The organism is Streptomyces sp. NPDC002130, assembly GCF_040296465.1.
Classification (GTDB): Bacteria; Actinomycetota; Actinomycetes; order Streptomycetales; family Streptomycetaceae; genus Streptomyces.
In genome coordinates this window covers 1-1,565 of record NZ_JBEOXI010000750.1, presented here as the reverse complement: position 1 = coordinate 1,565, position 1,565 = coordinate 1, and the positions used below count along the sequence as shown (strand labels likewise).

Sequence of the window (1,565 nt, the reverse complement as noted above, 5' to 3'; positions counted from 1 at the left end):
CTACCTCCTGATGGTCCTCATCATGGCCATCGTCGTGCTGGTCTACACGCGTGCCGCGGACTCCCGCATCGGCCGCTCCTGGATCGCCTCGATCACGGAATTTCGCGAAATTCGCAAAACGGCCGAAACGGAATTCGACTGATGTCAAACACTTTTCGCGGAAGGTTCGCGATTTTTCAAGGGACCCGTGGCATGCCCGGCCGATGGCTGTTCGGGCATACTGAAAACCATGTGGTGGATGGTCGGGCTCATAGTGCTGACCGCGTTGGTTTTGGCATCCGTTCTGGTCGGTTTCGTTTTCGGCCGCCCGATCGCCGAAGACAAGTCGGCGGTGCTTGCCTTCGACGACGACACATCTCAGCCCCAGCGCGACTGACCGCCGTCGAGCGGAATTGTTGCTCCCGTCAGATAAGCGGCATCCGGGCCGACCAGGAAAGCCACCGCGGTGCCGATGTCCGTCTCGCAGTCCCCGATCCTGCGGAGCGGAATCCCGGCAACAAAAGCGGCAGCCTCTTCCGGACGCGCATCTGCCCAACGCTGTAACCCCGGTGACGACGCGTGTGGAGCGACCGCGTTGACGCGGATCCCGTCGACGCCCCATTCGCACGCTGCCGCGCGACTGAGGGCTCGGACGGACTCCTTCACCGCCGCGTATCCGCCGTAGCCGGCAGCATCCCAGCGGACGGCCACGGAACTGACCATGTTGATGATCGCCCCGCCGCCGCGCTCCTTCATGAACGGGTAGCAGGCTTGCATTGTTCGCAGCGTCGCGACGGGACCGGAAGTCAATCCGTCGGCAAGGCGCTCCGGAGTGATGTCGAGGATGTTGCCGAGTGGGTTGAGGCTGGCGTTGTTGATCAGGATGTCGACGCCGCCGAACAGTTCCACCGTCCGCGCCACGGCGGCGGTGATGGAATCCGCGTCGGCGATATCCATGAGCACCGGCTCGGCACGACCGCCGCGTTCGGTGATCTCGTTACATGTGACGACGAGTTTCGACTCAGTGCGGCCCGCGACCGCGACGGAAGCGCCCTCCTTGGCGAGCGCAAACGCAACTCCCTGGCCGACGCCTTGCCCTGCGCCAGTGATCAGGGCCACTTTTCCATCCAACTTGCCCACTGCTGTTCTCCTGCTCGTCATTCAACGGTTCCCGAAGCGTTGTCCGAATCGCGCATTGTTACTCGTGGGTTCCCGCTGGATGAGATGTGAGTTACGTCCCACTCAGCGGCACCGCTTCAAATTTCGGCTGTCTTACGTATATTGTGAGCGCCGTTACATACCGGGCGCGCGGACCGCGTACACATTCCATGATGAGGAGCTAGACATGGCATTCACCACTGGCAGCAGCAAGACGGACCTCGCAACTCTCGGCGACTTCCAGAAGATCATTGCAGGCCTGGGCGGCGTTCTCGTCGGCATCGGCGCAGTTGCTGGTCTTCTCGGCGCAATCGGTGGCGCAGGAAGCTCGCAGCCGCGCCGCCACCGCCGCCGAAGCTGACGTCCGAGCAGGAGTAGAACGCCTCCGGGCTGTCCGACCGCTGCCAGACCGCGTACAGCAGGTGCTT

At 62.9% G+C, this 1,565-nt stretch carries 2 protein-coding genes and 1 pseudogene; 1 reads left to right on the top strand and 2 read right to left on the bottom strand.

Translation table 11 applies throughout. From position 1 onward, the window contains the following. Nucleotides 1-229 precede the first annotated feature (229 nt). Nucleotides 230-376 carry a hypothetical protein gene (locus tag ABT116_RS45135; RefSeq protein ID WP_172436600.1) on the top strand — a complete coding sequence of 49 codons (147 nt, stop codon included), beginning with the start codon at nt 230-232 and terminating at the stop codon, nt 374-376. Here the strand turns inward: ABT116_RS45135 and ABT116_RS45130 are convergent. Then, the gene (locus ABT116_RS45130; protein ID WP_351646844.1) at nt 358-1,119 is read right to left on the bottom strand and encodes an SDR family NAD(P)-dependent oxidoreductase; all 762 of its coding nucleotides are present in this window, start codon (nt 1,117-1,119) and stop codon (nt 358-360) included. The two genes, ABT116_RS45135 and ABT116_RS45130, sit on opposite strands and share 19 nt — an antisense overlap. 359 nt (nt 1,120-1,478) lie before the next feature. Then, nucleotides 1,479-1,565, bottom strand: a pseudogene (locus tag ABT116_RS45125) (lytic polysaccharide monooxygenase); the annotation flags it as partial.